We start from the raw sequence: 25541 nt of genomic DNA, 5'->3' as shown, positions 1-25541 counted from the left end.
GGATTGCTAGATGACCCAGATCCGCATGGCCCAACTCGAGGATTCTGAAGCCATCGCCGCGATGATCCGGGCGGCCTGGGCGGGAAAGGTCGCGCCCGACTCGAGCGGCCACCGGGAGACGTCCGAGAAGGTACGGGCCGACCTCGAGAGAGGCTACGGCTGGGTGGTTGAGCAGGATGGGAAGATCATCGCTACGGTGCGCCTGGTTCCCCACCCGTCCGAGCGGGGGGTAGGGGAGATCAAGAGGCTGGGCGTACTTGCGGAGCACCGCAGGCAAGGCTGGGGACCAAAGTTGATGGAAGTATTGGAAGAAGAGGCTCGAGCCCTCGGCCTCGAAGAACTGCGTCTGGCTGTCCGGCACGACCAATACCGCCTCGTCGAGTGGTATGGTTCGCTCGGCTACACGTTGAACCCACAACTGGTTTACAGTGCGGCAAACCCGCTCACCCCGCCGCCGTTCGTGTTGCATAAAAATCTCGAGGTACACCCGTGAGTCAAGAGACCCAACGCACCTGGGGCGGGCGCTTTGCCGAGGCCCCCGACCGGCTGGCCCAAGCGTTCAACGCCTCCTGGACCTTCGACCAGCGGCTGGCTTTGGTAGACATCGAAGGCTCGCTGGCCCACGCGGCCATGCTGGCCAAGCAGGGCATCCTCAGCGCCGAGGAGGCCGAGACCCTGCGGCGGGGGCTCTTGGAGGTGCGCCGGGAGATCGAGGAGGGCCGCTTCGTCTGGCGGGAGGAACTCGAGGACGTGCACATGAACATCGAGGCCCGCCTGAGCGAGCTGGTGGGCCCGGTGGGGGGCAAGCTGCACACCGCCCGTAGCCGCAACGACCAGGTTGCCACCGACCTGCGCCTGTGGCTGCGGGGCGAACTCGAGGCAATCCTGGGCGAACTCGAGGCTTTGCGCCGGGTGCTGGTGCAGCAGGCCGAGCGCTACCTCGAGCCCCCCCTCATCCTCCCCGGCTACACCCACCTCCAGCGGGCCATGCCGGTGCTGTTGTCGCACTGGTTTTTGGCCTACTACGAGATGTTCTCCCGCGACGCCGGGCGCATTCAAGACGCCCTAAAGCGCCTCAACGAGTCCCCGCTGGGCGCGGCGGCCCTGGCCGGGACCGGCTTCCCCATCGACCGCCACTACACCGCCCGGGCGCTGGGTTTCGCCCGGCCCATGCGCAACTCCCTCGACGCGGTGGCCAGCCGCGACTTCGCCCTCGAGGCCCTCTCGGCTTTGGCCATCGGCCAGCTCACCCTCTCGCGCTTGGCCGAGGAGCTGGTGCTCTACACCTCCTTCGAGTTCGGCTTCGCGGTGCTCCCCGATGCCTTCAGCACGGGCTCCTCCATCATGCCCCAGAAGAAGAACGCCGACGTCGCCGAGCTGATCCGGGGTAAGGCCGGGCGGGTGCTGGGCGGCTTCGTCACCCTGGCCACGGTGGTCAAGGGTCTGCCGCTGGCTTACAACAAGGACTTGCAGGAGGACAAAGAGCCCCTCTTCGACGCCTGCGACACCTACCGGGCCTCGCTCAAGCTGATGGCCGCCATGCTGCCGGGGCTGGTGTGGAAGCCCGAACCCATGGCCAAAGCGGCGGAGTCGGGTTTCTCGCTGGCGACCGAACTGGCCGACTACCTCGCGCAACAGGGGCTGCCCTTCCGCGAGGCCCACCACGTGGTGGGGCGCATCGTGCGCCACTGCGCCGAGGCGGGCAAGGAGCTGCGCGACCTCGAGCTCGCCGAGCTTCAGTCCTTCCATCCCCTCTTCGGCGCGGAGGCCCTCGAGCTCACCCGGCTCGAGACCGCCATCCACCGACGACGCTCCTACGGCGCGACCGCGCCGGAGCGGGTCCGAGAAGCCATCGAGGTCGCCAAACGCGAGGTTGGACTGTAATGGGAGGCAAGGGATGAGCACCCTGATCGAAGTGGGAACCACCCGGCTCCCAGTGGTGCGCTGGGATGCCAATGTCGAACTGCGCAAGGCCAGGATGAAGGACGTCGAGCCGATCTACACCCTCATCAAGTACTGGGCCGAGCGCGGCCTGATGCTCGTGCGCAGCCACGACCACCTCTACGAGAACCTGCGCGACTTCTTCGTGCTCGAGGACGAGGACGGGCACATCGTGGGCTCGGGGGCGCTGCACATCCTCTGGCACGATATCGCCGAGGTGCGCGGCCTGGCGGTCCACCCCGAGCGCCAGGGGCAGGGCCTGGGGCGCTGGCTGGCCTTGGCCGCCGAGCGCGAGGCCAAAGACCTGGGCTTGCCCCAGATCTTCGCCTGGACGCTGCAGGTCAAGTTCTTCACCGGCCTGGGCTACCACGTCACCACCCGGGAGAAGCTGCCGCCCAAGGTCTGGAGTGAATGCAACCGCTGTCCTTTCTACGACAATTGCCGCGAGATTGGGGTGACCAAGGTGCTCGACCCGGAGCAGGCTTACCGGAAGGGGCATCCCTAAGCTCGGGCTAAAGGGAGTAAACTCAACACGACATGGGTTTGCTTACCGATTACCTGGCCTTGGCCCTCAAGTCTGCTCAGTACCGTCCTGGCGAGGGGGGCTACCTCGAGGGTACCGTTCCCGAAATCAGCGGTCTGCTGGTGCGGGGCCGCTCGTTTGAGGAGTGCCGCGAGCGGCTGAGCGAAGAGCTCGAGCTGTGGCTGGCCAAGAGCTTGCTTTCGCACCAAGCCGTACCCGAGCTGGGTCCTGCCGGGGCCGCTTTGCAAGAGCTCGCCCTCACCACCCATCCCAGCACCAACCCCACCGAGCAGGTCATCTTGAAGACCGTCAGGAGCATCCTCGAGGAGGTACGCGCCCTGCGGCGAGGGGGGCGCGCAGAAGGGGCAGACCGCGCTCCCGCTCAACCCCAGCCGCCCCGACAAGAGCCCAAACGCCCTTCCACCCGAGTCTCTGAGTATGTCAACGAGCTTGGGCTACAGCTCCAGCTCAGCCGCAACGGGAACAGCGAAGCAGAAGAAAAGGCCCTCGAGCGCATCAGCGGATTTATCGGCGAACGCTTTGCCGCGGTTAGCGGCTTCTACGAGAAGATCAAGTCGGCCGCGGCCAAGGGCAGCGGTGAGTTTCAGTACTCCTTGGCCTCGGCCAGCCAGAACGATATCGGGACGGTAACCCAGCTCTGCACCCTGCTCAAGGAGGCGGGGTTGCTCAAGAGTTATACCTATAGCTCCAAGCAGCGGCGCATCTATGGGCGGCTCAGCATGGAAGGGAGGGTGCAGGGTTTCGTCACCGGAGGCTGGCTCGAGCGCTACGCCAAACAGGTCATCCAGCTTTCCCTCAGGCGGCGCAACATCCCCCACGATCTGCTGGCCAACCCCAGCCTCATCTACCCCAATGGAGACCGCTTCGAGGTGGATCTGCTGGTGCGCACCCCGAACCGTTTCCTGCTGGTGGAATGCAAGACCGGTGGCTACGACGAGGCCCTCGAGCGCCACCAGCGCATCGCCCAGGACCTGCGCATCCCGGCCAAGCAGGTGATGTACGTGCTACTGGGCATTCCCGAGGCGGTTTTGGATGAGCTGCACCACCAGTGGGGCTTTACCTTCGTCAACGAGCGTACCCTGGAGGGCGAGGCCGAGAAACTGCTGCTTTGAGCGGCCCGCCGAGCCGGGATTGGCCGCTCGGCGGTCGCTGCGGGATCAGGCCACGCGAATAGAAATGCAAACATGTCGCATAATATGGGGTTTGGGATGAAAGAGCGCGCAGTTTTGGTCTTAGAAGACGGCACCGTCTACCACGGTTACGCTTTCGGGCACCGGGGTAAGGCGGTGGGGGAGGTGGTGTTCAACACCGCCCAGACCGGTTACCAAGAGACCCTTACCGACCCCAGCTACAACGGGCAGATCGTGGTGATGACCTATCCTCATCAGGGCAACTACGGGGTCAACGTCTTCGACATGGAATCAAACCGCCCCTGGGTGCGGGGTTTCGTGGCCAAAGAGTTCAGCCCCTACGCAGCGGGCCCCCGGGCGCAGCAGAGCCTGGCTGAGTTTATGGAGTTCTACGGGGTAGTCGGGCTCGAGGGCATCGATACCCGCGCCCTGGTGCGCAAGATCCGCGAGGGTGGGGTGCTCAAAGGGGTGATCGCCCACGCCTCAGCGCTGGGGGGGGAGGGCTACCGCTTCAGCGAGGCGGACTTCAAGGCCCTGCAGGCCGAAGCTCGCTCCTGGACCGATATCGATGGGCGCGACATGACCCCCGAGGTCTCCACCCCGCTGCCCTACGCCTACCCCACCCTCAAGACCGGGCGGCGCATCGTGGTGATGGACTTCGGCATCAAGCTCTCCCAGGTCAAGTACATGGCCGAACTCGGCTTTGAGCCCATCGTAGTGCCGGGTAAGACCACCCCGGCGCAGATCATGGCCCTCGAGCCCCAGGGCCTTTTTGTCTCCAACGGACCCGGCGATCCCTCCATGCCCCGCTACGCCCACGACACCCTCTGGAAGCTGATGGGCCTCTTGCCTACCTTTGGGATTTGCCTGGGCCACCAGATGCTGGCCCTGGCCGCGGGGGGGCGCACCTTCAAGATGAAGTTCGGCCACCGGGGGGCTAACCACCCGGTCAAGAACCTGCTCACCGGCAAGGTCGAGATCACCAGCCAGAACCACGGCTACGCGGTGGACATCGACTCGTTGCGTGAGTTCCGCCCCACCCACATCAACCTCAACGATGGCACCCTCGAGGGCATGGCCCACCTGCGCTACCCGGTCTTCAGCGTACAGTACCACCCCGAGGCCAGCCCCGGCCCGCACGACTCGGTCTACCTCTTCCGGCGCTTCCTCGAGGAGGTGGAGGCTTTCCACGGCGTGACCGGAGTGCCGGTGGAGAAGCAGCGGGCGGATAAGCTGGGGGTCTGACCTTTTCGTCTGCTAATCCGGTTTCACCCCGGCGTACGTGTACTTCCGCCACAGCCACTCCACTGGCCCCTGGGGGAAGCGTTCGAGCCAGACCCGGCTAAAGCTCACCTGTAACGCCACGAACCCCGCTGCGATCAGCGGAAATAACAGCGGGCTCACCTGCCCATAAAGCCCCAGGCCGTAGCCGTAAAACACCGTGCTCATCACCAAGGACTGCATCAGGTAATTGGTGAGCGGCATCCTTCCGGCGTATTGCAAGAGGTGAAGCCAGCATAGGCGATCCCAGTACAACCGGATCAGGCAGGCATAGACGAGGGCGAAGGCCAATCCGCCCAGGCCGCGCAGGGGCTCGAGGTAGCTGGGCTTCACCCAAACGTCATATGCGTTCACCGGGATGCCCAGCACGAGCCCCAGCAGGATACCCCGGCGCAGGGTGGCCGCGGAAAAACGCTGCCAGTGCTCGAAAAGGTAAAAGCCAAAGAGCATCAGCCCTACGAGCTCGAAGCCCAACACGATGCTCGAGCCGGTGTTCCACAGCCAGTCCCATAGCCGTGCCCGACTTACCTCGGCGAAGCTGCCGCCGGCGTAGATGGCGGCATCCGGGCTGACTCCACCGGGTCCAAACCAGAAGCTGAGCCCGGCCAGCAAGGCTATCCCAACGGTGTAGTAGGCGAGGCCGGTGCGCAGGAGGTGGGAGCGCTCGTGGTGCGCTTTCGTGGCGACGGCCGGGTGATAGCGCAGGGCGAAGAGGCCCAGCACCGCGTAGGTGCCCAGGATGTCGCCGCTGAAGAGCAGGGTGCCGTGGACGGCTCCAGCCCCCAGCAGCCAGAGCAGCCTACGCCGCAGCACTGGCTTGGGGTCTAGCCCCCGGGCCCGCAGCCGCGAGGCCTGCCAGGCCAGGCCAAGGCCGAACAGCGTGGCGAAGATGGTGTAAAACTTACCGCTATAGAAGAAGGTGATGATCGCCCGGCCTAGGTCGCTCATGGGTTCGCCGCTGTGCGCGACCGAGTAAAAGGGATCGGCGAAGGCTTCCAGGTTCACCGCCAGGATGCCGAATAGGGCAAAACCCCGCAGGGCGTCGAGGAAGGCGTCTCTCTCTCGAGCAGGGGTGACCACTTGCTGATTATGATCCGGCGAGAGGGTTTTAGAATAGGGGCCATGCAACCTCCTGTACCCCTTCCGCCCTTTCTGCGCGGGGATATCGCGGGTGTTTTGCCCGTGGTTTCGTTATGGCTACGCAACCTCGAGGAGGTCTTAGAGATTGTGGACAAGTGGGCTGCCGACTTAGGGCCTGCGGGGTTTTGGTGGGTCCCCGGGCCGAATACCAACCCGGTGGGCGGGTTGGTACGGCACATCGGCATCGCCTCGGTGCGGCTCTTGTACCGAGGCCGGGGAGAGGAGATCCCCGATCCTTTCCAAAAGCTACCCCCCGAGCAGCTGCGCCCTACCCACGAGCCCCCCGAAACTGTGCTAGAAGAGTTTCGGACCAACATGCAGCGGGTCTGGGAGGGGCTCTCCGCCCTGCGCGAGGCCGACCTCGAGGCCCCCCGGGCCTGGGGCAGTAACCCTCCGGTGCCGGCCATGTATATCTTCGATCATATCGGCAACCACGCCCAGCACCACGCGGGCCAGATCATCACCACCCGTAAGCTATGGGACGCGACCCGTACCTAAAGCGCTTCCCACGGGGTGCTTAGGGCATCCAGTTTCCCCCACACACCACGATTCCCAGCCGTTCGGGTAGGGGGTGACCGATCAGCACAGGGGCTAGCGGCAGCGCCCCGGTGGGCTCTACTACCTGTTTGGTGCGGCTCATTAGCAGGCGTTGGGCCTCGAGGATGGCTTCTTCGGGCACGCTCACGATCTCGTCCACCTGTTCGCGAATTACTTCCCACGGATACTCGCCCACGCAAAGGGTACGCACCCCATCCGCGACGGTCTGAGGAGCCCGCTCGAGCGCGATCCGCCGCCCGGCTGCCAGGCTTCGCTGGGCGTCGTTGGCGACCGCCGGCTCCACCCCAACCACCCGGACTTGGGGGGCCAGTGCCTTCACCGCAGCGGCCACCCCCGAGATCATCCCGCCCCCGCCCACCGCCACCAGCACCGCCTCTAACTCGGGGACCTGCGCGGCGAGCTCGAGACCGATGGTCCCCTGTCCGGCCATCACCCTGGGGTCGTTGAAGGGATGGATGAAGCTGTAGCCGCTCTCGAGGGTGAGCTTCCGGGCCACCTCTTCGCGGTTTTCCACCGTCACCCCACGGTCATAGACCTCGGCCCCGTAAGCCCGGGTGGCGGCTTTTTTTAGCGGAGAGGCATCCTCCGGCATCACGATGAGGGCCGGGACCCCCAGGATGCGCGCTGCATAGGCCACGGCTTGGGCGTGGTTGCCCGAGGAGACCGCCAAGAGGCCGCGGGGGCGCTCGAGCTGCAAGGCCGCGTTCACCGCGCCGCGGGCCTTGAAGCTGCCGGTCTTTTGCAGGTGCTCAGCTTTGAGGAAGAGCCGCTTGCCGAAGAGTTGATCCAGGCTCGAGGAGGTAAGCACCGGAGTGCGGTGGGTGTAGGCCGCGATGCGCGCCGCGGCTTGGCGGATGATCTCGAGGGAGAGCATGGGCCTATGCTATTCGATCTTCGGCGGGTAGAGTGGATGGTTGGGATGGCAGCGCTTTCTCCTGTACGCCTAGCGGTCAGGACCTTGGGGTGCAAGGTCAACCAGGTTGAGTCGGATGCCCTGGTAGGGTTGTTGCGGGCCCTCGAGCCCCAGGTGGTGCGGCTGGAGGAGGGGGCCGACTTGGTGGTGATCAACACCTGCGCCGTGACCACCACTGCCGAGGCCGACGCCCGCAAGGAGGTGCGCCGGGCACGGCGGGCCAACCCCCAGGCCTTCATCGTGGTCACCGGTTGCTACGCCGAGCTGGCCCCCGAGGCTCTGGCCGAGCTGGGCGCCGACGCGGTGGTGCCCAACGCCCGCAAGGCCGAGCTGCCCAGGGTGATCCTCGAGCACTTCGGCCTGCCCGCCGACCCCCTCACCACCCCGCCCAACGAGTTCTGGGGGGCCGGGGAGCGCGGCCTGCTCAACAACTGGGTGCGCTCGTTCGTCAAGGTGCAAGACGGCTGCAACGCGGGCTGTGCCTACTGCATCATTCCCCGCCTGCGCGGGCGCGAGCGCCACCGGGACAGCCAAGACGCGCTGAGCGAGGCGCGGGGTCTGCTCGAGGCCGGAGTGCAGGAGATCGTGCTGACCGGGGTGCGGCTGGGTTCGTACAAAGGCCACCCCCAGGGGATCGCCGGGCTGGTGGAGGAGCTGGCCCGGATGGGGGCCAAGGTGCGCCTGAGTTCCATCGAGCCCGAGGACACCGACGAGACCCTGCTGCGCACCATCGCCCGCTATGCCCCTCAGGTGCGACCCCACCTGCACCTGAGCCTGCAGACGGGTTCCCAGCGGCTGCTCAAGCTGATGGGCCGCCGCTACGACAAGGACTACTACCGCGAGCTGGTCCTGCGGGCCTACGAGCTGATCCCCGGATTCGCCCTCACCACCGACGTCATCGCGGGGTTGCCCACCGAGACCGAAGAGGAACATCAGCAGACGCTCGAGTTCCTGCGCGAGCTGCGCCCCAGCCGGGTCCACGCCTTCACCTACACCCCCCGTCCCAAGACCCGCGCCGCCTCCCTGCCCCAGGTGCCTATCGAAATTCGCAAGCGGCGCACCCACGAGATCATCGCCCTGGCCCAAGAGCTCGCCGCCCAGCGCATCGCCCCCAAGCTCGGCCGCCGGGTGGAGGTGCTGCTCGAGTCCCGCCGCGGGGGGCAGTGGGTGGGCCATACCCCCGACTACTACGAGGTCCTGGCCGACGGCCCCGCTTCCAAACAGGGCCAGACGGTGTGGGTGCGGGTCGAGCGCATCGAGGGCTACACCCTCATCGGGCCGGTGGAGGCCGTAAAGGAAGAACCCCGGCGCGTGCTGTTGCCGATGGCCTAAGGTCTCCCACCCTGGCCGCCGGGAGTTCACTTGCCGAGTTCTACCCGATCTAGCACCTCGCCGCTTTGGCCATATGCCGTGACGGTGAGCTTGTTGGAGGTAGCCTCGAGCACTAAAAAGTTTGCGCTTACCCGGCGCACCTTGCTTTCGGGGACAGCGCTGCGGAAACCCCGCAGATAAGCCCCACCCCCGCCTGCGACCAGGTGGACGATGCCCCTGGCCTCGAGCCGCTCGTAGTCGTGGTCGTGTCCCGCCAGTACCAACTGGACCCCATAGCGCACCAATAAAGGCTCGAGGCTCTGCCGCAGGCTGCGGCTCCCCCCGTGGAAGCCCGAAGAATACAGGGGGCGGTGTAGGGCCACCACCTTCCAGGGGGCCTGGGAGGTTTGGAGGGCACGCTCGAGCCAGGCCCGCTGCTGTGGGGTAAACGCTTCGGAGTAGACGATGAAGATCTCCGCCTGGCCCAGCTGAACCGTGTAGTAAGGTTGTCCGACCCCGAACAGCCTTAGCTGTTGCTCGAGCGCGGGCACGTCGTGATTGCCGAAGGCGGGATAAATCTTGACCCGGGGCAGCTCGTCCACGAAGCGCTGGACCGGCTCACCCCGAGGGTAGAAGTTATCTCCCAAAGTGAGCAGGGCCTCGAGCGGTCCCTTCTGATGCAGGGCTTGGGCGATTTGGAGGCGGTGTGGGCTCTCCGCCCCCCAATCTCCGATCACCCCGATCCGCTGGGCAAAAGCCAGCTCGAGTAATATGGCCAAGAACCACAGAACGCGCAAGGGCATGGCCTAGTTGTACCAGTTTTCCTAAGCTTGCGGATTCTCCCCTGAGCGAAGGCTAGATTCGTCCACCCCGGCATCGTTCAATACCGATTCGGCGACCAGGATGGGGGCTTGGGCACGAATGGCCAGCCCTAGGCAGTCCGAGGGACGGGCGTCCACTTCGTACTCGAGCCCCCGCTGCTCCAAGACCAGCCGCCCGAAAAACACCCCGTCCTTGAGTTCAACCACCTCCACCCGCACCAGCCGGACCCCCAAGATATCGAGCACAGAGAGGAACAGGTCAGGGGTAAGGGGACGGCTAGGGGTTTCGCCTTGGAGGTGCACCATGATGTGCTGGGCCTCGAGGGGGCCGATCACGATGGGCAAAAAGGCCCCGGTTTGGGTCTTGAGCAACACCACCACGTTGCCGGTGGTGGGGTCGAGCCCTAGAGTTTCGACCTCGGCCGGAATCATGCTGCCGGAGGTAGAGCGCTCAGTAGGGGGCATGCCTTTAGTTTATGCCTCTGCCGTTGCTGGTGTAAGTACCCCACGGCAACCTCCGAGGGTGGGCTGGAAATTCTGCCCGCGGGAGCCTTCCCCCTTAGGTAAAAAATGTGTAAGACTGTGGGGCGTGAGGACTTATCCGATCTCTATCGGGGGGGTGCGGCGCGAGTTGCCTGTGGTCCAGGTAGGACCAGGGGTGGCGGTAGCCTTGCTCAATCTCCTGGGCGATACCGAACTGGTCGAGGCAGTGGCGGCTGAGCTGGCCAAGCGTTTGCCTAGCGAGGTGGAGACCCTGGTGACTCCAGAGGTCAAAGCGGTTCCGCTCGCTCATGCGCTCTCTCGAATTGTCAAGAAGCCCTACGTGGTGGCTCGCAAAACCGAGAAACCTTACATGATCAACCCGGTCTCCCGCACGGTCATCTCTATCACCACCGGTAAACCCCAGCTGTTGGTGATCGATGGGGCTGATGTAGCTCTCATCAAAGGTAAGAAGGTGGCGGTGGTGGACGATGTGGTCTCTACCGGCAGCACCCTCAAGGGATTGCGTGAGCTCATAGAGGATGTGGGGGGGAAGATGGTCGCAGTGATGGCGGTCTTCACTGAGGGTACCCCCCGCGAGGACGTGATCGCGCTGGGGCACCTGCCGCTTTTTGAGCCAGAATAGCCAGGCCTTGTAGCTCATCACGGCGAAGAGGTAGACTCGAGGCGTTTGGGTAGTCTAAAGCGATCGCCCCCCGCCGCGGGGGTGCTAGGTAGATGTCGGCCCCAAGAACCGGAGAGATCTTCGGAGGTCAAATGGAAACTTATCCCATCACTATCGGTAAGTTCACCCGTCATGTGCCCCTCATCGAACCCCTGCCGGGCACCCGTATCCCGTTAGTAGAACTGCTAGGCGACGTGGAGTTTGTCAACGCTGCCGCCGATGCGCTCTTAGCCCATGTACCCGCTGAGACTGAGGTCTTGCTCACCAGTGAAACCTCCCCCATCGTGCTGGCGCACGCCCTGGCCGAGCGGTTGGGCAAACCTTACGTTGTGGTGCGCAAAAAGCGCCGTCCCTACATGGAAGACCCCATCATCCAGGAGGTAGAGTCGCTGACCCTGGGGGTGGGTGAGGTGTTGTGGCTGGATCGCCGGATGGCCGAGAAACTTCTTGGGCAAAAAGTGGCGCTGGTCTCGGATGTGGTCTCTTCGGGGGGAACCATGTTGGCCCTCGAGCGGGTGGCCGAGCGGGCTGGCGCCAAGGTAGTGGCGCGGCTCGCCGCGTTCCGCCAGGGGAGTGGTCCCACTAAAATCCCGGTCACTACCCTGGGCGACTTGCCCATTTTGCAAACCACATAAACCAGCCATTTTGCGGTATCTAGTGGCCGGGTAACTTGATTTGTGCAGACTTAGACGTCGTACGTCAAACGTCGTACGTCGTACGTCACACGTCATACGAAGGGGATCGTCCCCTAGGTGTACGGGCGTAGCCCGTCCCAAAGGGAATCTACCTCTAGGTGTACGGCGGTACGCCGTCCCGATTTTTTCCCCCGCGTTTAGCGTCTGGCGTTTTGCGTATTGCGTATGGCGTACGACGTACGACGTAAGCCGCGTCTTGCGTTTGGCGTATAGCGTACGACATCCTCCCAAGCAACATTTGACTGAGGGTGTCGCAGATATCGTGGGGGCATGCGAAGCCTCCTCCTTTTGGCGTTGTTGCTGGGGGCCTGTGCTCCGAGGCTTTCCCCGGTGGACCCCGACCGCCCTCCCTCTCCCCACACCTGGGGACCGCAAGCTGCTCCGCTTGAGTGGTGGTATGTATCGGCCTACTTGCCGGAGGAGGGGTGGGCTTTTCACTGGGCCTTCTTCAAAGCCTATACCCAGCTCCGTCCGGAGGTTGCCAGCACCCTCCTGGGAGCTTTGAACCCCGGCCCTTTTCACGTGGCCCACATCGCCGTGACCGATTTGCGCGCGGATGGGAAAGCGTTTGTCGAGCGCTCGGATGTCCCGCGAGGAGACGCTACCGTGCGCTATCCGCCGCTATACCTCGAGATGCCCCCGGAAAGGGGGGGCTCCGATAGCTGGAAGCTCTGGCAAGAGGGGGAAGCCTTTCGGCTGGTGGGGGCAGGGCTTGACCTGCGGCTCACCCCGCGCAAACCCCCGGTGGCCCACCCTCCGGGCTACTCCGGCACCGAGGAGACCGGGCGGATGTACTACGTCTCCTATACCCGCCTGGCCCTTGAGGGTACCTACCAGGGCCGAACCTTGCGCGGTGAGGCCTGGATGGACCACCAGTGGGGCGGCCAACTCGCGGGCCGCTCGGCCACCTGGGATTGGTTCGGCTTGCAGTTGTCCAACGGTACCGAGGTCATGCTTTACCGGGTGAAAAACGCTTCTGGGGCGGTGGTGCAGCTCGCGGGGAGCTGGATCGGCCCGGATGGGCAGGTGGGCGAGCTCAAAAACTTGCGCATGACCCCCCGCGAAGCCTGGACCTCGCCCAGCGGGCGAACTTACACCCTCTCGTGGAGCGTCGAGGGGGAGGGCTTTAGCCTGAGCTTGGACCCGCTACGTAAGGACCAAGAGCTCCTGGCGGCCTCGAGCCAGGTGGCCTACTGGGAAGGCCCGGTCTCCGGAGCGGGGACCTGGCAGGGTCAGGCGGTGACGGCCAAGGGTATGGGCGAGTTCGTAGCAGGCCCTTATTTTTCCGAACCATAGGCTTCGCGCAACGCCCGCTCCTCTGCGGGGATACGAATCCCCAGCAAAAGCCCAGCGTTGAGCAGCGTGGCGACGAGCGCGCTCACCCAGGCCCCGAAGACCAGCGGTAGGGCGAAGAGCTCGAGCCCTACCGCCAGGTAGTTGGGGTGCCGGAGAAAGCGGTAGGGGCCAGTTCTGACCCGCTTCGCCCCGGGGATCACCAGGATGCGGGTGTTCCAATAGGGCCCCAGGCTGGCGATGGCCCAGTAACGCAGGAACTGGGCCAGGATGAAGAGCGCCAGCCAGAACCCCCAGGCCGGGGCGAGACCCCCCCGCGCCAATCCCTCGAAAAACCACCCCAGCATCCAGCCGATGTGCAGCAGGAAGAAAAGCGGGTAATGCTCCCGCCCGTACTCCCGGGCCCCCCGCTCGAGCGCCCAGGCCAGGTTTCGCCGAGCTAGCCGGAGCTCCCAAAGCCGCTGGGCGGCGACCAATAAAAGGGCGAGATAGATCGGCCAGCTCACCAACGCAGGAGGACCCCCTCGAGGGCGAACCCCGGCCCCAGGGCCAGCAGCAGGCCCATTTCTCCGGCTTTCCGTGGGCCACCCATGAGGCGCTCGAGCACGAAGAGCACCGTGGGGCTGGACATGTTGCCGTACTCGCGCAGCACCTCCCAGGCCGCGGCTAGGCTCTCCGGGCTCGAGCCTAGGGCTTCCTGGTAGGCCGCCAGTACCTTGGCCCCGCCTGGGTGGAGGACGTGCAGGTCGATTTCTTCGGGGAGAAAGCCGTATGCCTCGAGCCCCTCCCTGACCAACCGGGGCAACTGCCGCTGCACCAGGGTAGGGATGCTCCGGGCAAAGCGCACCTGGAGCCCCTGGGGATGAAGATCCCAGCCCATCACCTCGTAGCTGTCGGGCAAAAGGCGGGTAAAACCGCCTAGGACGCTAGGAAAGCGCGTACTTGAAGCATCGGCTATCCCCTCCGCCCCTAATACCACCGCCGCTGCCCCATCCGCGAACAGGCTGGTGGCGACGAGGTTGCTTTTGCTGCGGTCGCCGGGGATAAAGGTCAGGCTGCACAGCTCCACCGTGACCAGCAAAAATACCCGCCCTGGATGGAGCCGGGCGAGATCGGCAGAACGGGCCAGGCCGGCCGCCCCCCCTGCGCAGCCTAGCCCCCATAGCGGCAGACGTATCGCGGAAGGGGGGATGCCGAGTGCTTGGACAAGGTAAGCCTCTGGGCTGGGGGTGGCGATCCCGGTGGTGCTCACGAACACCACCCCGGCTACCTCCTGGGGGGTTTTTCCAGCGGCTAGAAGCGCCTTGCGGCTGGCCTCGAGGGAGAGTTCCAGGGCGGCTTCGAACCAGGCGCGGTTTTTCTCCGGAAAGGAGTGTTCGCGGGTGTACCACTCGGGGGGGCGGGCCAAGTAGCGCTGGGCGATCCCGGTGTTTGCGAAGACCCCGATGAGCCGCTCTACCTGGGGCAGCTCGCAGAACAGCCCGCGCGCCAGCTCCTGTGCTTGGGCCTGGCCGAGGGCATAAGGGGGCAAGGCCGTTCCCACCCCGAGGATTCGGGCTTGTGAACAGGATTTACCCGCTGGGAGGATTTGGGGATCCTCAATCATCGCGCTCGGGGGTTCGGCAAGAGTCGCGGAACACGTACTGCGAGATGCGCTTGCGGTGATCCGACTTCCAGTCGATGCGGGGGCGGGGCCTCTCGGGGGGCAGGTAGCCCAGCCGGTACACCGCCATGAGCTCGAGCCCCTCCGGCACCTCCAGCAGCCGCCGGATCTCCTCCCAGGCTTCGGGGATCTCCATGGGGGTGCTCACGAACTGGATGCCCATGCCCAGCTCGACGGTGGTGAGCCAGATGTTCTCGATGGCCATGCCCAGCCCCAATACGCTGTAAAAGCCCGAAAGCTCGCCGGGGCGGTACTCCTGCTTGTCCAAGAGGGCCGCCAGCAGCAGGGGAGAGCCCGCGATGAGCTTGCGGTTGTCCTCCCCCAGCATGCGCGGCACACCCAGCCGCCTCATGAGCCCCAGCGCGCCGGGGCTCATGACCTGGCGGGTAAAAGGCCGCAAGGGCCCCGGCAGTTGGTCGATCAGGATGCCGTCGCGCCGCTCTTCCATCTCCTTCTCGCTGAAGCGGAAGTAGGGGCGGTAGCGCTCGAAGAAGCGTCCCTCGGCGATGAGGCGCTCCATCGAGCTGCCCCCCAGCTCGGCGATGCGGGCGATGAGGGCTTTATCTTCGATGAGCACGAAACGCCAGGGTTGGGAGTTGAAGTGGCTGGGGGCGCGCGAGGCGGCCTCCATCAGGAGGTGTTGGTGCTCCCTCGAGACCGGCTTGTCCAGGAAGGGGCCGTTGGTGGTCTTGCGCTTGCGGATGACCTCGAGGAACTCCATCGTTTCACCTTTCCTAAGTTAGGGGTTGAGGCTGAGTAAGTATCCCACGAGCCCCAGCGCCCCCAGTGTGGGGTGTATCCAGCTGCGGGGCCGGGCCCAGGGGAAGGCCGCCAGAGAGGCCACGGTGAGGATCAACCCCGCCTGGCGGGTGAAGAACAAAGCCGCCGCCGCGCTCAAGAAAACCGCGAAATAGAGCCAGTGGTGCCAGACTCCGAAGCGCGCCAGCCGTAGCTGCGCCGCCAGCCCCACCCCCAGGTTGAGCAGGTAAAGTCCGAACCCTAAGGCGAAGACCGGCGACATGGGTCAGGGCCTCATTCCACCAGCTGCTGGGCTTGCGCCAAGGCGGATTGGACCAGTTCCGGCGAGGGCATTTCACAGTAGATGCGCAGCACCGGCTCGGTGCCCGAGGCCCGGAAGAGAAGCCAGCCGCCATTCGCGAAATTCCACTTGACCCCGTCCAGGGTCTCCACCCCCACCACCTCCTGCTCGGCGATGGGTTGGGGTGTAGAAACCTTCTCCACGGCAGCGCGAATGTGGTCCATCGAGGGCAGGCGCAGGTCCAGCCGGTCGTAGTGGTGCCGGAAGCCCACTTCGGCCTCGATTTCGGCAAACTGTTCCCCCAGGCTCTTGCCGCTCTTCACCATCGCCTCGAGCAGGAGCAGGGCATTGTAGATCGCGTCCCGCTCGGGGATGTGCCCGCTCACCCCAATCCCCCCGGACTCCTCCCCGCCGATCAACACGCCCCCTCGGAGCATTTCCTCGGTGATGTACTTGAAGCCGATGGGGGTGGTGACGACCTCGAGCCCAAGCTTTCCTGCCAGCCGCTCCACCACCCGGCTCACGGAGAAGGTCTTGACCACCCGTCCCCGCAGCCCCTTGCGGACGAGATGCTTGATGAGCACGGCAAGGATCTGGTGCGAGTTGAAGTTTTGCCCCCCGGCCAGCACCGCCCCGATTCGATCGGCGTCCCCGTCGGTCACGGCGGCGAAGGTAAGCCCTTCCTCGGCGCGCAGCACGGTCATCACCACCTGCTGGTTGGCGGGGATCGGCTCGGGGTTGACCCCGTAGAAGAGGGGGTGGGGAACCCCGTGGATTTCGCGCAGCTCGAGCCTTAATTTGGCGTGCTTGACAAAGCCCGAAAGCCACCCGGCCCCCGCTCCACCCATGCTGTCGTGGTAGAGCACCCCCTCGTAGGTGCGCAGGGCCTCCACCTCGAGCAGGCCCATCAGGTGGTCGTAATAGGGCTTGCGGATATCGAAGGTGTGCAGCCTATGCCGGGAGGGATCGAAGGGTTTGGGCTCCGTTCCCAGCTTTTGCTCCACCTCGGCCACCAGGGTTGGGGTGGCGCTCCCCCCGTAAGCCCCTTTGATCTTGAAGCCTTGGTACTCTGGGGGGTTGTGGCTGGCGGTGAGCATCACCCCGCCGTCGGCCTCGAGGTGCTTGACGGCATAAGAAAGCGCCGGGGTGGGCAGATAGCTTTTGGACAGGTGGACCTCGAGGCCGTTTGCAGCCAGCACCTCCGCGGCCTTGCGGGCGAACTTCTCGGCCATGAAGCGGGTGTCATAGCCCACCGCTACCTTTTTCCCCCCTTGCTCGAGCAGGTGGCTGGCATACGCCTGGGCCACCTTTGCTACGTTCTCGAAGGTGAAGTTGTCGGCGATCACGTCGCGCCAGCCGTCGGTGCCGAAGCGGATAGTTGCCATACTCGTAACAGTTTAGCTGAACTGGCGCTGCGGTTGTGGGCGACAGCGGCCTGTGTAACACGCTCCGCTGGGGTTCATCGCTACGTTCCACACCGAGCCGAGGTGATAGACTTCGGAGGTTCTATGTCGGACCTCCTCTCCTCCTTGAACGAAGCCCAGCAAGCGGCGGTCCAGCACTTTGAAGGCCCGGCCCTGGTGGTGGCGGGGGCTGGATCGGGCAAAACCCGCACCGTAGTCCATCGCATCGCCTACCTGTTGCGTGAGCACCGGGTCTACGCCGGGGAGATCCTGGCTGTGACCTTCACCAACAAGGCCGCCGGGGAGATGAAAGAGCGCCTCGGCAAGATGGTGGGTAGGGCGGCCCATGATCTGTGGGTTTCGACCTTCCACTCGGCAGCCCTGCGCATCCTGCGGGTGTATGGGGAATGGGTCGGGCTCAAGCCGGGGTTTGTGGTGTACGACGACGACGACCAGAGCACCTTGCTCAAGGAGATCCTGAAGGAGTTGGGGCTCGAGGCTAAGCCTGGCGCGGTACGGGCGGTGCTGGACCGGATCAAGAACCGCCTGGGCGGGCTGTCCGAGTTCTTGCGCGAGGCCCCCGATTACGTGGCCGGAATCCCGCGCGAGGACGCTGCCCAGGTCTACCGGCGTTACCAGCAAGGGCTGCGGACCCAAGGGGCGGTGGATTTCAACGACCTGCTGCTGTTGGCCATCGAGCTGTTCGAGCAACACCCGGAGGTGCTGCACAAGGTTCGACAGCGGGCCCGCTTCATCCACGTGGACGAGTACCAGGACACCAACCCCGTGCAGTACAGGTTCACCCGGCTCCTGGCCGGGGAAAATCCCAACTTGATGGTCGTCGGGGATCCCGACCAAAGCATCTACGGCTTTCGCAACGCCGACATCAACAACATCCTGGACTTCACCAAGGACTACCCTGGAGCCAAGGTCTACCGGCTCGAGGAGAACTACCGCTCCACCCGTGCCATCCTCAGCTTGGCCAACGCGGTGATCGAGAAGAATGCCCTGCGGCTGGAGAAAACCCTGCGCCCGGTGAAGGGTGGAGGGGACCCGGTGGGACTCTTCCGGGCCCCCAACGCCCGCGAGGAGGCGGCTTTTGTAGCGCGCGAGATCGCCCGGTTGGGTAACTTCGGACAGATCGCCGTCCTCTACCGTACCAACGCCCAGTCGCGGCTTTTGGAAGAGCACCTGCGACGCGCCCAGATCCCGGCTCGGCTGGTGGGAGCGGTGGGCTTCTTCGAGCGGCGCGAGGTCAAAGACATCCTGGCCTACGCCCGACTGGCGGTGAACCCCCTGGACTCGATCAGCCTGCGCCGGATCGTGAACGTACCGGCCCGGGGGATCGGGGCCAGCACGGTGGCGAGGCTGCTCGAGTATGCCCAGCAGCGCGGCCTACCGGCCCTTGAGGCCTTCCGCCACGCCGAACAAATCCTCTCCAGGCCACAGCAGGTGGGGGCTTTCGTCGAGCTGGTGGACGAGCTGGCCGAGGCGGCCTTTGAGGCCGGTCCGGCGGAGTTTATCCAGCGGGTGCTGGACGCCACCGACTACAAGAACTTCATCAAGGATGAGCCCGACGCCGAAGACCGCCTAGCCAACCTCGACGAGCTGTTGCGGGCGGCCCGCGATTGGGAGGCCGAGGTTGGGGGTAGCCTGGCTGAGTTCCTCGACACCGTCGCCCTCACCGCTTCGGCAGAAGAGCCGGCCAGGCGCGTACAAGACGGCAAGCTCGAGCCTCCACGGGAAAAGGCCGAGGAAGTCACCCTGATGACCTTGCACAACGCCAAAGGCCTCGAGTTCCCCGTCGTTTTCTTGGTGGGGGTGGAGGAAAACCTCCTGCCCCACCGCAACAGCCTGAACCGGCTGGAGGACTTAGAAGAGGAACGCCGGTTGTTCTACGTGGGCATCACCCGTGCCCAGGAGCGGCTGTACCTCTCCTATGCCGAGGAGCGCGAGATCTACGGCAAGCGCGAATCCACCCGGCCTAGCCGTTTTCTCGACGATATTCCCGAGGGGTTGCTGGTTGAAATCAACCCCTTTGGGGAGTTCGCTCGAGAGGCCAAGCTTCCTGTGGTGGGCCGGGGGACGACCTCCGCTCGTCCCAAGCTCTCCGAGGATTTTAAAGGCGGTGAGAAGGTCAGACATCCCCGCTTTGGCAACGGGACGGTGGTGGCGGCTTTAGGCGGCGAGGTGACGGTGCACTTCCCCAGCGTGGGGCTCAAGAAGCTGGCGGTGAAGTTCGCTGGGCTGGAGAAGCTCGAGTGAGGACTCCCTCTATGGCCAGAAGCGGAAGGGCGGGGATAGCAGAACCCTCCACGCTCATGCGGGCACCTGGGAAGAAGCTTCTGAACTCGCCGCCAGGCGAGCGACAGGGGTGTAAATAGATTGTCGGGCTGTTATAAGCTAAACCTCGCCCATGAGCCTGCTTGCCGTCTTGCATCAAGGAGATAGCCGTTACTATCCGCTGTTGCTCAAGGCTGCGCTGTCCCACCGTCTACCCCTCAAAATCCACGCCGCCCAGCCCGCAGGGCTTCTCCCCGCCGCTTTGGCTGGGCTCGTTCCTTTGGGGTTTGAGGCGGCGCTGCTGGAGGCTCCCGATTTCCAGACTCGAGCCTTTGAACTGGTAGAGGCCCTCGAGCCCGAGGCCAGGGGGGCAGGGCGGGTGGACTTGGTCATCCCCGAGCGCAAGGGGCTGCGCGGCTACTACCTCGAGCCCATCGCTTTGGGCAACCTCCTCATGCGCTATGCGATGGGATCCACCTTGCTGTGGATGGGCAAGCTGCGGCCCGAGTTGATCGGGGGGCTACGGGGGATCAAGCAGGTCTCGGCCGTGAGCTCGAGTTTTGCCGAGGGAGATAGCTTCTTGGGCAAGCTCCCCCATTCGCAGCGCGGTCATACCACTGTGCCGGAGCGGGTTGAGGCGCTGGCTCGGCATGTGGACGTGATCCTCTACGGCGGGGGCAGCTTACCCATCGCGGCCCTTCAGCCCTACCACACCCTCTTGGCCCTGGTGGATCCGCCCAAGGAAGCCCTCAAACACGTGGGGCAATACCTGGGTCCGGACGAACTGCCGCGGTTTTTCCTCTCGGCGGTAGCGGATGCATTGGGGCATGGACTACCTCCCGAGGCGTTCGGGTGAGCCGAGCCAGGGCGGATGAAAAACCCCCCTCGAGCTCGAGGGGGGTAGGAAAGGGAGGGATCAACGCTTGCTGAACTGGGGCGCACGACGGGCTTTGTGCTTGCCGTACTTTTTGCGCTCGACCTCGCGGGCGTCACGGGTGAGGAAGCCCAGGGGCTTGAGCTTGGCCCGCAGGTCGCTGTTGTAGCGCACCAGGGCCCGGGCTAGGCCCAGCTTGATGGCGTCTACTTGGCCGGCTTTGCCGCCCCCCTCTACGGTGATGGTGGCGTCGAAGCGGTTCAGGGCGTCCACCGTACGCAAGGGCTCGAGGGCCGCTACAGCCTTGATCAAGCCGCCGAAATAGTCCTGGAATTCCATCCCGTTGACGGTCACCTTGCCGCTGCCTGGACGCAGGAAAACGCGGGCCACGCTGGTCTTGCGCCGCCCAGTTCCGTAGAATTGCTCGGCCATTACTTAACCTCCAGCTTCTGCGGATGTTGAGCCTGGTGCGGATGGGTCGGTCCAGCGTATACCTTCAGGCGCGAGAAGATCTTGTAACCCAGAGGGCCTTTAGGGAGCATCCCTTTGACGGCGTGCTCGATGACCCGCTCGGGGTGCTTGGCCAACATCTCGCCCGCCGAGGTCTTCTTGAGCCCACCCTGATACCCGGTGTAACGGGTATAGACCTTGCTCTGGAGCTTATTCCCGGTAAAGCGGGCCTTAGCGGCATTGATCACCACCACAAAGTCGCCGGTCGCCATGTTGGGCGTCCAGTCTGGCTTGTGCTTGCCCCGTAGAATTCGGGCGATCTGGGTGGCGAGCCGGCCTACGGTTTGCCCTTCCGCGTCTACCAGCACCCACTTAGGCTCGACCTGTTTTGGTACAAAGGTCTTGAACACTGTTGCCTCCGAGCGCTCCCGCCTACCATCAGGAGCGTTCCAGATTTGCTTTTGCCGGAGGGATCGGGGGTCACCCCGTCAAAAGCGCCATCGCGGAGTATAGCACAATGTTCAGCGCTAAGCCAACTAGACTACCCTGGAGGAGGGTTCGTCTATGGGCGCACTCACTCAGGCGCAAATTCAGCAGGCCCTCTCGGTTTTGCCCGGTTGGAGGCTGGTAGAGGGGCGCATCGAGAAGACCTACCCCTTTGCCTCGTACGCCGACGGGGCGGCCTTCGCCTTTCGGGTTACGCTCTTGGCCGAGAAAACCGATCACCACCCCGATGCCCTGACCATCGCCTGGAAGGAGGTTCGGGTGGCCTACGTGACCCACTCTCAGGGCGGGGTGACTTCCAAAGACCTCGAGGCGGCGAGGGCGCTGGAGGAGATTTACACCCCGTTCAAGGTCTAGGCGCTCAGACGTTGTACCACCTTGAGCCTTTTCGGGGTAAGCTAGCTAAAAGGATATGGAGCACGCCGTGGATAGTGGAAGCCTGGCCTTTTTGGAGGCCCTTTACCAAGAGTATCAACGCAACCCTTCGTCGCTGTCACAGGAGTGGCGCAGTTATTTTTCCCAGCTCGCCCTAGCAGAACCCCAAACCCCCATAGCTTCCTCCTCGGCCAGCGTCTTACCTACGGAGCTGGCCGAGTTCGTGCTGCGGGTCGAGCGGCTGGTGAATGCCTACCGTGAACGGGGTCACCTGGCGGCCCGGATTGACCCTTTGGGCCGCCCCCGTCCGGCTCCGGCGGACCTCGAGCCCAGCTACCACGGGCTGAGCCAGGCCGACCTGGACCGGCCCCTACCCCCGGGACTCTTCCCCGCCCCGACCCTGCGCGAGGCTATCGCCAAACTCCAGGTCGCTTACTGCGGCAGTGTCGGCCTCGAGACCGCCCACATCGAAAGCCCTGAGATCCGCCGTTGGCTCGAGGCCAAAATCGAGGCCGGGCTTCCGCAACCCGATGCCCCCACCCGTAAACGCATCCTCGAGCGCCTGATGCAAGCCTCGTTGTGGGAGGAGTTCTTGGCCAAGAAGTATTTAGGGGCCAAGACCTTCTCCCTCGAGGGCAACGAGGCCCTGATTCCCCTTCTCGATACCGCCATCGAAGAAGGAGCCCGGTACGGGGTCAGCGAGGCGGTGATGGCGATGGCCCACCGGGGGCGCCTCAACGTGCTGGTCAACGTGACCAAGAAGCCGGTGGAGGAGGTATTCCTCGAGTTCGAGGAGGTCTTCCCGGAAGGCTATGCCGGGGACGTGAAGTACCACCTGGGATACTCCAGCGATGTGGATACCCCTCATGGCAAGGTTCACCTCTCGCTCAACTTCAACCCCTCCCACCTCGAGTTCGTGACCCCGGTGGCGATGGGCCGCTTGAGGGCTAAGCAGGATCGCTTCGGTGACCGCGAGCGCAAGAAGGGCCTGCTCATCGCCCTGCACGGCGACGCCGCGTTTATCGGGGAGGGGATCGTTCAGGAGAGCCTCAACATCTCCGGCATCCCGGCCTACACCGTGGGCGGGGCTTTGCATGTGATCGTCAACAACCAGCTGGGCTTCACCACCGAGCCCCGCGAATACACCGCTGGCCGCTACTCCACCGAGGTGGCCAAGATGCTGGAGTCGCCCATCTTCCACGTCAACGCCGAAGACCCCGACGCGGTGTATGGGGTGGTGGTGCTGGCCATGGAGTTCCGCGCGACCTTTGGACGGGACGTGTTCATAGATTTGGTGGGCTACCGCCGCAAAGGGCACAACGAGACCGACGAGCCGGCCTTCACCCAGCCAGGAATGTATGCGTTGATCGCCCAGAAGCCCCAGGCGTACAAGACTTACTTCAAGACGCTCGAGGCGGCCGGGCTGGTCAACCAAGCCGAGCTCGATCAGATGACCAAGTCCTACAACGGCAAGCTCGAGGCGGCTTTTGACCGAATCAAGCGCGAGCCCCACCCGGTGCGCCCCCATGCCGGAGGGGGAATCTGGAAAGGATATGTAGGCGGTGCGGACAGCGACGTGCCCGAGGCCGATACCAGGGTTCCCTTGGAACGCTTGCAAGGCTTGATGATGGCCTTGACCCGCCTGCCTGAAGGGTTCCACCTCCACCCCAAACTGTCGCGCTTCCTCGAGGCGCGCAGGGAGATGGCGGAGCTAAAACGCCCCCTGGATTGGGCGGCGGCGGAGGCCCTGGCCTTCGGCTCCTTAGCCGCGGAGGGCCACCGCGTCCGCATGAGCGGCCAGGATGTGGTGCGCGGAACCTTCACCCAGCGCCACGCCGGGTTCACCGACACCGAGACGGCCGCCCGCTACCTGGGCCTCAACCATTTGGTGGAGGGGCAGGCCCCGGTTGAACTCTATAACTCCGCGCTCTCCGAGGCAGGGGTGCTGGGCTTCGAGTACGGTTACAGCCTCGACTACCCCGAGGCCTTGGTGCTGTGGGAGGCGCAGTACGGCGATTTTGTCAACACTGCCCAGGTTATCATCGACCAGTTCATCGCCAGCGCCGAGGCTAAGTGGGGCCGCCTCAGCGGGCTGGTCATGCTCTTGCCGCACGGCCTCGAGGGCGGCGGCCCAGAGCACTCCTCGGCCCGGCTCGAGCGCTTCCTGCAACTCTGCGCCACCGACAACATGCAGGTGACCTACCCCAGCACCCCGGCGCAGTACTTCCACCTGCTGCGCCGCCAGGTCAAGCGCCCTTGGCGCAAACCCCTCATCGTGATGACCCCCAAGAGCTTGTTGCGCAACCCCGAGGTGGTCTCGCCCATGAGCGAGTTGGCCGAGGGGCGCTTCCAGCGGGTCATCCCCGACAAGGTAGGGAAGCCCAAGAAGGTGGGTCGGATCTTGTTGTGCGCGGGTAAGGTCTACTATGACCTGGTGGCGGCCCGCAAGGCGGCTGGGCGTGAGGATGTGGCTATCGTGCGCCTCGAGCAGTTCTACCCCCTCCCCGAGGCCGAGCTGCAAGCGGCGCTCGAGGTCTACCCCAAGGACATCCCGGTCTACTGGGTGCAAGAGGAAGCCGCTAACCAGGGGGCGTGGTGGTTCTTGCGGGCCCGCTTCGGGGTGAGCATCTACGGCCATCCCTTCTACGGCATCGCCCGCGACGAGTCCTCGAGCCCGGCGGTGGGCTCTTCTAAAGTTCACAAGCGCGAGCAAGAGGCCTTGGTACGCGAAGCGTTGGCCCTGGCGGAGGAGGCCCCGCGCGCGGCCAAGGGATAGATGCGCATGGACGGGGCGGATCCAGATTGAGCCTTGGACGGGATGAGAACAGGCAAACCTACGGTAAAGTTTAGGGAGTTTATGGGGGCCGCTGGCCCCCAGTTTCGGGTTTCTCAGTGAAGGGAGGATTATGGCGACCGAACTCAAAGTCCCCGCGGTGGGGGAGTCTATCGTGGAAGTGGAGATTGGCCAATGGCTTAAGCAAGAGGGTGACCCCATCCGGCGCGACGAGGCGTTGGTAGAGCTCGTCACCGACAAAGCGACCTTAGAGCTGCCTAGCCCGGTAGACGGGGTGTTGGGCAAGATCCTCAAAAAAGCCGGGGAGATCGCGGCGGTGGGGGAGACGGTGGCCCTGCTCGAGGCCAAGGGTGCGGAGGAGGCCGCGGTGGGTTCTTCGCCCTCTGCGCAAGCTGTAGCCGGCAGAACTGAGCCCAGCAGCCCGGTCAAGGCCCCGGCTTCCGGGGCAGCGGTGGCGGAGCCCCGTACCATGCCCGCTGCTGAGCGGTTGATGGCCCAGACCGGCCTTACCCCTGCGCAAGTCGAGCCTTCTGGCCCCGGCGGGAGAATCCTCAAGGAAGATGTTCAGCGGGCCGCACAAGCCGCCCCTGCTCCGACTCCACAACCGGCGCAGCCCTCCGCAGCTCCTGCTCCCATAATTGCCCCACCGGCTGGGGAGCGCCGCGACGAGGTGGTGCCGATGACCCCCATCCGCCGCCGTATCGCCGAGCGCTTGTTGGCGGCCAAGCAGAACACCGCCATGCTCACCACCTTCAACGAGGCCGACATGGGAGCGGTGATGGAGCTGCGCAAGGAGTACGGGGAGGCTTTCCAGAAAAAATACGGGGTCAAGCTCGGCTTCATGAGCTTTTTTGTCAAGGCGGCGGTCCAGGCTTTGCAGGAGATTCCCCAGCTCAACGCCGAGATTCAGGGCAATAACATCGTCTACCACCGCTACTACGACATCGGGATCGCGGTGGGCGGGGGCGAAGGGCTGGTGGTGGTGATCGTGCGCGATGCCGACAAGAAGAGCATGGCCCAGATCGAGGCCGAGATCGCCGACATGGCCGAGCGGGTCAAGACCAAGCGGATCAAGCCGGAGGAGCTGATGGGCGGGACCTTCACCATCACCAACGGGGGGATCTACGGCTCCTTGAACTCCACCCCCATTCTCAACCCACCCCAGGTGGGCATTTTAGGGATGCACGCCATCAATGAGCGCCCGGTGGTGCGTGGCGGCCAGATCGTGATCCGCCCGATGATGAACCTGGCCATGAGCTACGACCACCGCATCGTGGACGGGCGGGAGGCGGTCACCTTCCTCAAGCGGATCAAGGAATTGATCGAGAATCCCGTACGCCTGGCGCTAGAAGTGTAGTCGTAGG

26 protein-coding genes are annotated in these 25541 nt (G+C 64.5%); 15 read left to right on the top strand and 11 right to left on the bottom strand.

Going from position 1 to position 25541, the window contains the following annotated elements; genetic code table 11:
* Nucleotides 1–10 precede the first annotated feature (10 nt).
* From DNA98_RS05865 to carA, 5 genes are all read left to right on the top strand, one after another.
* Nucleotides 11–493 (top strand): GNAT family N-acetyltransferase, encoded by a 483-nt coding sequence (locus DNA98_RS05865; protein WP_110527570.1) that lies wholly within the window; start codon nucleotides 11–13, stop codon nucleotides 491–493.
* Nucleotides 490–1884, top strand: coding sequence for an argininosuccinate lyase (gene argH, locus DNA98_RS05860; protein ID WP_110527567.1), 1395 nt, complete (start codon nucleotides 490–492; stop codon nucleotides 1882–1884). The genes DNA98_RS05865 and argH overlap by 4 nt, the downstream gene beginning before the upstream one ends.
* Nucleotides 1885–1897: 13 nt before the next feature.
* A complete protein-coding gene (locus DNA98_RS05855; RefSeq protein ID WP_110527564.1) occupies nucleotides 1898–2446 on the top strand; it encodes an N-acetyltransferase in 549 nt (182 codons plus the stop codon).
* A gap of 32 nt (nucleotides 2447–2478) precedes the next feature.
* The gene (locus DNA98_RS05850) at nucleotides 2479–3597 is read left to right on the top strand and encodes a type II toxin-antitoxin system HicB family antitoxin (RefSeq protein ID WP_110527561.1); all 1119 of its coding nucleotides are present in this window, start codon (nucleotides 2479–2481) and stop codon (nucleotides 3595–3597) included.
* Between the two features lie 96 nt (nucleotides 3598–3693).
* Complete coding sequence (carA, locus tag DNA98_RS05845) at nucleotides 3694–4860, top strand: glutamine-hydrolyzing carbamoyl-phosphate synthase small subunit (protein ID WP_110528302.1); 1167 nt, start codon at nucleotides 3694–3696, stop codon at nucleotides 4858–4860.
* 12 nt (nucleotides 4861–4872) lie between these two features.
* Here the strand turns inward: carA and DNA98_RS05840 are convergent, their stop codons facing one another.
* Nucleotides 4873–5976 carry a DUF418 domain-containing protein gene (locus DNA98_RS05840; protein WP_110527558.1) on the bottom strand — a complete coding sequence of 368 codons (1104 nt, stop codon included), beginning with the start codon at nucleotides 5974–5976 and terminating at the stop codon, nucleotides 4873–4875.
* Between the two features lie 42 nt (nucleotides 5977–6018).
* On the opposite strand from DNA98_RS05840, the gene DNA98_RS05835 reads away from it, so the two are divergent.
* A complete protein-coding gene (locus DNA98_RS05835; RefSeq protein ID WP_110527555.1) occupies nucleotides 6019–6534 on the top strand; it encodes a DinB family protein in 516 nt (171 codons plus the stop codon).
* A 19-nt stretch (nucleotides 6535–6553) separates the two neighbouring features.
* Here the strand turns inward: DNA98_RS05835 and DNA98_RS05830 are convergent, their stop codons facing one another.
* Nucleotides 6554–7468 carry a threonine/serine dehydratase gene (locus DNA98_RS05830; RefSeq protein ID WP_110527552.1) on the bottom strand — a complete coding sequence of 305 codons (915 nt, stop codon included), beginning with the start codon at nucleotides 7466–7468 and terminating at the stop codon, nucleotides 6554–6556.
* A 6-nt stretch (nucleotides 7469–7474) separates the two neighbouring features.
* Between DNA98_RS05830 and DNA98_RS05825 the strand changes: the two genes are divergently transcribed.
* Complete coding sequence (locus DNA98_RS05825; protein WP_233493105.1) at nucleotides 7475–8839, top strand: MiaB/RimO family radical SAM methylthiotransferase; 1365 nt, start codon at nucleotides 7475–7477, stop codon at nucleotides 8837–8839.
* A 26-nt stretch (nucleotides 8840–8865) separates the two neighbouring features.
* Here DNA98_RS05825 and DNA98_RS05820 read toward each other — a convergent pair whose 3' ends face one another.
* Nucleotides 8866–9621, bottom strand: a complete 756-nt coding sequence (locus tag DNA98_RS05820) for a metallophosphoesterase (protein ID WP_110527549.1) — start codon at nucleotides 9619–9621, stop codon at nucleotides 8866–8868.
* 21 nt (nucleotides 9622–9642) lie between these two features.
* Nucleotides 9643–10071 (bottom strand): bifunctional nuclease family protein, encoded by a 429-nt coding sequence (locus DNA98_RS05815; protein WP_110528295.1) that lies wholly within the window; start codon nucleotides 10069–10071, stop codon nucleotides 9643–9645.
* Between the two features lie 157 nt (nucleotides 10072–10228).
* On the opposite strand from DNA98_RS05815, the gene DNA98_RS05810 reads away from it, so the two are divergent.
* The 3 genes from DNA98_RS05810 to DNA98_RS05800 all read left to right on the top strand — a co-directional run bounded on the left by DNA98_RS05810 (nucleotide 10229) and on the right by DNA98_RS05800 (nucleotide 12795).
* Entirely contained in the window at nucleotides 10229–10765 is a 537-nt protein-coding gene (locus DNA98_RS05810; RefSeq protein ID WP_110527546.1) for a phosphoribosyltransferase family protein, read from the top strand.
* Nucleotides 10766–10896: 131 nt separating this feature from the next.
* Entirely contained in the window at nucleotides 10897–11439 is a 543-nt protein-coding gene (locus DNA98_RS05805; RefSeq protein WP_110527543.1) for a phosphoribosyltransferase family protein, read from the top strand.
* A gap of 330 nt (nucleotides 11440–11769) precedes the next feature.
* Nucleotides 11770–12795: a lipocalin family protein gene (locus DNA98_RS05800; protein WP_110527541.1), complete on the top strand. Its 1026-nt coding sequence runs from the start codon at nucleotides 11770–11772 to the stop codon at nucleotides 12793–12795.
* Here DNA98_RS05800 and DNA98_RS05795 read toward each other — a convergent pair.
* From DNA98_RS05795 to DNA98_RS05775, 5 genes are read right to left on the bottom strand one after another with little or no spacing between them, the layout of a single operon-like run.
* Entirely contained in the window at nucleotides 12777–13298 is a 522-nt protein-coding gene (locus DNA98_RS05795) for an isoprenylcysteine carboxyl methyltransferase family protein (RefSeq protein ID WP_174719991.1), read from the bottom strand. The two genes, DNA98_RS05800 and DNA98_RS05795, sit on opposite strands and share 19 nt — an antisense overlap.
* Entirely contained in the window at nucleotides 13295–14398 is a 1104-nt protein-coding gene (locus DNA98_RS05790) for a type III polyketide synthase (RefSeq protein WP_110527535.1), read from the bottom strand. Before DNA98_RS05790 ends, DNA98_RS05795 begins: the two co-directional genes overlap by 4 nt.
* On the bottom strand, nucleotides 14391–15176 hold the full coding sequence (locus tag DNA98_RS05785) for a nitroreductase family protein (RefSeq protein ID WP_110527532.1): 786 nt from the start codon (nucleotides 15174–15176) through the stop codon (nucleotides 14391–14393). Before DNA98_RS05785 ends, DNA98_RS05790 begins: the two co-directional genes overlap by 8 nt.
* An 18-nt stretch (nucleotides 15177–15194) precedes the next feature.
* On the bottom strand, nucleotides 15195–15476 hold the full coding sequence (locus DNA98_RS05780) for a hypothetical protein (RefSeq protein ID WP_110527529.1): 282 nt from the start codon (nucleotides 15474–15476) through the stop codon (nucleotides 15195–15197).
* A gap of 11 nt (nucleotides 15477–15487) precedes the next feature.
* The gene (locus DNA98_RS05775; RefSeq protein ID WP_110527526.1) at nucleotides 15488–16879 is read right to left on the bottom strand and encodes a phosphoglucomutase/phosphomannomutase family protein; all 1392 of its coding nucleotides are present in this window, start codon (nucleotides 16877–16879) and stop codon (nucleotides 15488–15490) included.
* 123 nt (nucleotides 16880–17002) lie between these two features.
* Here DNA98_RS05775 and DNA98_RS05770 point away from each other — a divergent pair, with 123 nt between their 5' ends.
* Nucleotides 17003–19162 carry an ATP-dependent helicase gene (locus DNA98_RS05770; RefSeq protein WP_110527523.1) on the top strand — a complete coding sequence of 720 codons (2160 nt, stop codon included), beginning with the start codon at nucleotides 17003–17005 and terminating at the stop codon, nucleotides 19160–19162.
* Between the two features lie 151 nt (nucleotides 19163–19313).
* Nucleotides 19314–20036, top strand: coding sequence for a hypothetical protein (locus tag DNA98_RS05765; RefSeq protein WP_110527520.1), 723 nt, complete (start codon nucleotides 19314–19316; stop codon nucleotides 20034–20036).
* 60 nt (nucleotides 20037–20096) lie between these two features.
* Here DNA98_RS05765 and rpsI read toward each other — a convergent pair whose 3' ends face one another.
* Both rpsI and rplM read right to left on the bottom strand, forming a co-directional pair.
* Nucleotides 20097–20486: a 30S ribosomal protein S9 gene (gene rpsI, locus DNA98_RS05760; protein WP_110527517.1), complete on the bottom strand. Its 390-nt coding sequence runs from the start codon at nucleotides 20484–20486 to the stop codon at nucleotides 20097–20099.
* Nucleotides 20486–20914, bottom strand: coding sequence for a 50S ribosomal protein L13 (rplM, locus tag DNA98_RS05755; RefSeq protein ID WP_110527514.1), 429 nt, complete (start codon nucleotides 20912–20914; stop codon nucleotides 20486–20488). The genes rpsI and rplM overlap by 1 nt, the downstream gene beginning before the upstream one ends.
* Nucleotides 20915–21068: 154 nt before the next feature.
* Here rplM and DNA98_RS05750 point away from each other — a divergent pair, with 154 nt between their 5' ends.
* The 3 genes from DNA98_RS05750 (at nucleotide 21069) to odhB (ending at nucleotide 25534) form a co-directional block, all read left to right on the top strand.
* Complete coding sequence (locus tag DNA98_RS05750; RefSeq protein ID WP_110527511.1) at nucleotides 21069–21365, top strand: 4a-hydroxytetrahydrobiopterin dehydratase; 297 nt, start codon at nucleotides 21069–21071, stop codon at nucleotides 21363–21365.
* A gap of 55 nt (nucleotides 21366–21420) precedes the next feature.
* Nucleotides 21421–24159 carry a 2-oxoglutarate dehydrogenase E1 component gene (locus DNA98_RS05745; protein ID WP_110527508.1) on the top strand — a complete coding sequence of 913 codons (2739 nt, stop codon included), beginning with the start codon at nucleotides 21421–21423 and terminating at the stop codon, nucleotides 24157–24159.
* 130 nt (nucleotides 24160–24289) lie between these two features.
* Complete coding sequence (odhB, locus tag DNA98_RS05740; protein WP_110527505.1) at nucleotides 24290–25534, top strand: 2-oxoglutarate dehydrogenase complex dihydrolipoyllysine-residue succinyltransferase; 1245 nt, start codon at nucleotides 24290–24292, stop codon at nucleotides 25532–25534.
* Nucleotides 25535–25541 lie beyond the last annotated feature (7 nt).

This window comes from Meiothermus sp. Pnk-1, assembly GCF_003226535.1.
Taxonomy (GTDB): Bacteria; Deinococcota; Deinococci; order Deinococcales; family Thermaceae; genus Allomeiothermus.
Note: the sequence above shows the minus strand (reverse complement) of the source record. Positions and strands in the feature narration are given on the sequence as shown.